Raw genomic sequence first — 5138 nt, 5'->3', positions numbered from 1 at the left:
CCCGTCGGTGTCGGCGCCCGCACATCCGCTGCCAGGTCGATCAGCGTCCAGTCGGTTTCATGGCCGACAGCGGAGATCACCGGAATGCGCGAGACGGCGACGGCACGAGCCAGCGCCTCGTCATTGAATCCCCAAAGATCCTCGAGGCTGCCGCCGCCGCGTGCCACGATCAACAGGTCGGGCTGCGGGATAATGCCATCCTGCGCCAGCGCGTTGAAACCGTTGACGGCGGCGGTCACTTCCGCGCCCGCTGTCTCGCCCTGCACCCGAACCGGCCACACAAGCACATGCAGCGGAAACCGGTCCTTGATCCGGTGGATGATGTCGCGAATGACGGAGCCTGTCGGCGAGGTGACGACGCCGATGACGCGCGGCATGAACGGCAGCAAGCGCTTGCGGCCGGCATCGAACAGGCCTTCGGCCTGCAGCCGGCGCTTGCGCTCTTCCAGCAGCGCCATCAGCGCCCCGGCGCCGGCCGGCTCCAGATTGTCGATGACGATCTGGTAGTTGGATTTTCCGGGATAGGTGGTGAGCTTGCCGGTGGCGATCACCTCCATGCCCTCTTCGGGGCGGAATTTCAGCCGGCCCATCGTGCCCTTCCACACGACGGCGTCGAGCCGCGCGCGGTCGTCCTTCAGGCAGAAATAAGCATGGCCCGAAGAATGCGGCCCGCGATAGCCGGATATTTCGCCGCGCACCCGCACATTGCCGAAGACGTCCTCAACCGTGCGCTTCAGCGCGCCGGAAATCTCGCTCACCGTGTATTCGGTGGCGTTGGTGCGTGATTCGGATGCTGCGTCGCTCATGGGCCGATTGGGGGGCGGTTGTGCGTCCGCGTCAAGCCGTAGGTGCTCAGCGCCGACCCCCGGCTCCTTCACCAGCCCGGCAGGATCTGGTTCGGCTTGGTCCGCTTCATCTTCGAAAAGGCGAGTGCGGCGAAGTCGAAGGTTCCCGTCTCTTCGCCGAGCGGCACGGAAATATTATCGAGGCTTTCCGAAATGTGACGGGCCAGCGCATCGACGATCTCCGGCCGCGACGTCTGGCCGCGCATGATGCCTATGCGGCAGTCGGGCAGGGCGCCGAACCCGTCGGCGTCGCCCAGAACCCGCATGCCCGGCCGCAGTGCGCATTCCGGCAGCACCGAGATCGCCAGGCCGGAAAGCACCGCAGCCGTTATGACGGTTGCCGAGAAGCTGGTGAACAGGATGCGGTAGTCTCGGTTCTGCCGATCGAGCACGTCGACGGCAGCCCGCCGCCAGATGCAGTTCGGCCGGCCGAAAGCCATCGGCAATGTGTCCTGCTCATGTGTCGCGTGGTTGGCCGAAGTGACCCACAGCAGCGGTTCGCGCCGCACCACTTCCGATTGGCCGTGCGCGTCATTATGCGTCACCAGCGCCAGATCGAGATTGCCGCGCTTGATATGGTCGACCAGCCCCGGCGTTGGCTCGCAGATGACCGTCAACTCGACACGTGGATTGGAACGGGCGAAGCGGGCCATGATCTCGGGCAGAAAGCGATCGGCATAGTCGTCCGGCGTGCCGATGCGGATCGTGCCCTCGAGCCGCCGGTCGTCGAAGGCGGCCAGCGTTTCGCGATTGAGGAACAGCAGCCGTCTTGCGTAGGAGAGCAGCCTGTCGCCATCCTCGGTCAGCCTGTTGGTGCGCCCGTCCTTTTCGAACAGCGGCTTGCCGATCCGTTCCTCCAGTCGGCGCATCTGCATGGACACCGCCGACTGGGTCCGATGCACCTCTTCTGCCGCGCGGGTAAAGCTGCCGGTGTCGACAATCGAGACGAAGGTCTGCAACTGATCGAGATCGAGGGGCGTTTTCATCGGTCCAATCCATCACTGATGTTGATGCTAAAGATTAGAAACATTCGTTGGATTAATCAATCGAGTGATGGCAAATTCACCATTGTCCACATCAAGGCAGTGCATGTCGCCTAAGTGGTCACCGGTTTTGGGACGACGACGTGCATCTTCTACGTGGATCGGGACTGGAACGGCCGCTGTTGCCAGCGCCGATCGCCCCGTTTCGTCCGTTCGAAAATGAAGGAGGCTGATATGGCTACATTCGACTTCGCCACCGGGTCCCCGCGCATCACGTCGCGTCCAGCCGTTGCGACGCGCGTGGCCAATGCCATCTCCAACGTCTACCGCGCCTGGAAAAACCGCCGCGCCTTTTATCGCCTCGGCGAGATGTCGGACTCCGAACTCGCCGATATCGGCCTGACGCGCGCCGACCTGCACGTCGCTATCGACGTGCCGTTTGGCCGCGATCCGACCGAAAGGCTACGCGTCATCGCGACCGATCGCACGGACACGATCGAGGATCTTGCCCGCAAGGTCGCCTAAGGGGCGCGCTGTAGGATTTCGCAGGCGCCCACTCCCTGCCGGTTCCCCGCCGGCCCGCCTGCACACTGCCCGGCCCTCTCGAGGGCTGGGCATTTTTCTTTTGGGCGGCGCCGACCTGATGTTGGCCTACCGCCGATCCATGCCTCGCTTGAACTGATCGAAGATCGATTCCATGCCCTTCTGGTAATCGTCGCGCTGCTGCGCGCCCGTCTCGAACATCTTGCCGAACAAATCGTCGAACGGATTCTGTGGCCTGCCGCTCGGATTGGCCTGCGGCTGCGGCGCCTGACGCTGCTGGGGCGGCTGTGGCTGAGTTTGCTGCGCACCGCCGCCGAACATATCCTGCAGCACCTTGCCGAGCGGATTGTCGCCGCCATAGGGATTTGGTGCCTGCTGCGGCTGGGTTTGCTGCGGCTGTTGCGCGCCGCCGCCGAACATATCCTGCAGCACCTTGCCAAGCGGATTGTCGCCCATGGGGTTCTGTCTCTGCTGTGGCTGGCCTTGCGGCCGCTGGCCACCGCCACCGAATATGTCCTGCAGCACTTTGCCAAGTGGATTGTCGGCAGGGCTTGCAGGCTGCGGCGCCTGGCGCTGCTGTGGTGCCGGCGCCTGTGCGCCTCCACCGGCCTGCCGCATCATCTGCTCGATGATCTCGCCGAGCGGATTGCTGCCGCCGCCGAATCCGCCTGCCGCCTGCATCTGATTTGTGGTCTGCTTGAACAGGCCGCCCATCACCATCGAAGCCACGGCCGGCAGCATCTGCTGCAAAACCTGCTGGCTGACGCCGCTCGCCTGCGCAGCCTGGCTGGCAACGGCGCGGGACAGGTCCTTGGATCCGAACAGATGGCCAAGAATGCCGTTGCCTTCATCGACGCCCTGCGGTGAGAAAGCCCGGCTTGCGTCCTCGAAATATTTGGCGTGCTGGCCGCTGGCCATTGCCGTCATGAACGAGCCGAGCCCGTAAGGGTCGGAGGTGTTGCGCTTCAGCCCCTGTGAAAAGGCCGGCAGCAGCGCCTCGACCGCCGATTGCGTTTGCTGCTGGGAAAGCCCGAACTGTTGGGCCAGGGCCTGCATGCCGTTGCCGTTCTGCGCCTGCGTCAGAATGTCGAACAAGGAAGGCATTGGCTTCTCCTCGAAAATCCGCGCCTGCAGAAACCTAGCCCCTTTCCCGCGTTTATTGAAGGGGTACAGCGAGCGTGCGTGCTGCATCTCTTTGTCGAACTTCAAACATCCTGAATGAAGTTCTGACATCTGTATGCACGGATGCCTCGGATGTAGTGGACTTGAGCTCCGGCGGCGCCCTCTGCGTCAGGAACAGTCCGAAATCACAGCCCCATGTCATTAGTTGGGTAACATGACCTTGAAGTGATAATTGCGTCTTGCTCCAGATTCCGAAACGATGCGAGAACGAAAAGGCGGGCAATCCGGTATTTGATCGAGCCGACCATGCATCATGATTACTTTGCCGAAAAGTCCTTCTCGCATGACTGGACATCTACGCATATCCCGAAATGGCAGCGCTTGTTCAAGGATATCAAGAACAGAAATCTTGAAATACTTGAGATAGGCTCGTTCGAGGGTCTGTCGGCTGTGTTTTTCCTTTCGTTTTTCAAACGGTCGAAGATTTGCTGTGTCGACACATTCGCCGGGAGCAAGGAACACGTGACGAGCGGTTCTGAGTATGAAGCGGATATGAGTTCCGTCGAATCAAGGTTCGACAAGAATCTCGCTCCTTTCGGAAGCAGGCTGGAGAAGCACAAGGGACTATCGATCGAAATCCTGCCGAAGCTTCGTCGTGAAGGCCGGACATTCGGGCTGGTCTATGTCGACGGCGACCACCACGCCGCCAGCAGCTTTGCCGATGCGTCGCTGGCCTGGCAGATTCTGGAAACGGGCGGCATCATGATTCTGGATGACTATGTCTGGATGCCGGATCGACCTGCCGCGGATCGGCCGCAGGCTGGCATCGATGCGTTCCTTGGGTCGATAGAAGGCCAGTTCGAGGAGCTGCGGCGAGGTTATCAGATCATCATTCGCAAGACGCCATCGCAAGCCCGCCTGGCCGGTTCGGATTTGTTCGGATCCCAGCCGCGGGAAATCATGGCTGGCGGGGCCGTCGAATTGACCTTGGCAGGGCGTCTTCGTGCAGCTTTAAAGAAATTCGGGAAACGTTAAGTCGCCTTCTCCTACACAAACCCTCAATACGCATACTCCATGAACACCGGCTCGATCGAGCCACCCCAGCGCGTATGATAGGCGGAGAGCAGCTCTTCGGCGCTGGTGGTGCCGCGTGCGACGACTTCGTCCAGCGTGCTGAGGAACGAAGTTTCGTCGTAGCCGTCGCGGTTCTTGCGGCCGCGGTTCTTCAGCCCCATGCGCGAGATGACGAGCACGTCGCGGGCGATCTCTCGCAGTGTCGTGTTGCGGAACGGCGCCGAAATGCCCTGTTCCGGCACGGCGTTGCGCATCGCCAGCACTTCCTCATAGCTCCAGCTCGAGGTCAGCGCCTCGGCCGCGTCGAGCGCCGCCGCATCATAGAGCAGCCCGACCCAGAAGGCCGGCAGCGCGCAGATGCGCCGCCACGGTCCGCCATCGGCGCCGCGCATTTCAAGGAAACGCTTCAAGCGCACGTCGGGAAACAGCGTCGACAGATGGTTCGCCCAATCGCCCATCGTCGGCAGCCCGTCGGGTATCTCGTTGCGGGCCGCACCTGCCATGAACTGGCGGAAGGTGACGTGCGTCATGTCGTGGTACTGGCCGTCGCGGATGACGAAGTACATCGGCA

General features: G+C 62.0%; 6 protein-coding genes. 2 read left to right on the top strand and 4 right to left on the bottom strand.

What is annotated here, in order from left to right:
• Both xseA and E5W87_RS29155 read right to left on the bottom strand, forming a co-directional pair.
• Positions 1–806 (bottom strand): exodeoxyribonuclease VII large subunit (xseA, locus tag E5W87_RS29160; RefSeq protein ID WP_292405450.1); only part of this gene is annotated, 806 nt, incomplete at its 3' end.
• A gap of 68 nt (positions 807–874) precedes the next feature.
• Complete coding sequence (locus E5W87_RS29155; protein ID WP_292405448.1) at positions 875–1831, bottom strand: LysR substrate-binding domain-containing protein; 957 nt, start codon at positions 1829–1831, stop codon at positions 875–877.
• Positions 1832–2062: 231 nt separating this feature from the next.
• On the opposite strand from E5W87_RS29155, the gene E5W87_RS29150 reads away from it, so the two are divergent.
• On the top strand, positions 2063–2353 hold the full coding sequence (locus E5W87_RS29150) for a DUF1127 domain-containing protein (RefSeq protein WP_292405443.1): 291 nt from the start codon (positions 2063–2065) through the stop codon (positions 2351–2353).
• Positions 2354–2479: 126 nt separating this feature from the next.
• On the opposite strand, the gene E5W87_RS29145 is transcribed toward E5W87_RS29150, so the two are convergent.
• Positions 2480–3475, bottom strand: coding sequence for a DUF937 domain-containing protein (locus E5W87_RS29145; protein ID WP_292405440.1), 996 nt, complete (start codon positions 3473–3475; stop codon positions 2480–2482).
• A gap of 309 nt (positions 3476–3784) precedes the next feature.
• Between E5W87_RS29145 and E5W87_RS29140 the strand changes: the two genes are divergently transcribed.
• Complete coding sequence (locus E5W87_RS29140) at positions 3785–4528, top strand: class I SAM-dependent methyltransferase (protein ID WP_292405437.1); 744 nt, start codon at positions 3785–3787, stop codon at positions 4526–4528.
• Positions 4529–4551: 23 nt separating this feature from the next.
• Here E5W87_RS29140 and E5W87_RS29135 read toward each other — a convergent pair.
• A partial coding sequence (locus E5W87_RS29135) for a glutamate-cysteine ligase family protein (protein WP_292405433.1) occupies positions 4552–5138 on the bottom strand: 587 nt, incomplete at its 5' end.

It is taken from the genome of Mesorhizobium sp., from assembly GCF_004962925.1.
Classification (GTDB): Bacteria; Pseudomonadota; Alphaproteobacteria; order Rhizobiales; family Rhizobiaceae; genus Mesorhizobium.
This window is presented reverse-complemented; position numbering and strand designations above follow the sequence as displayed.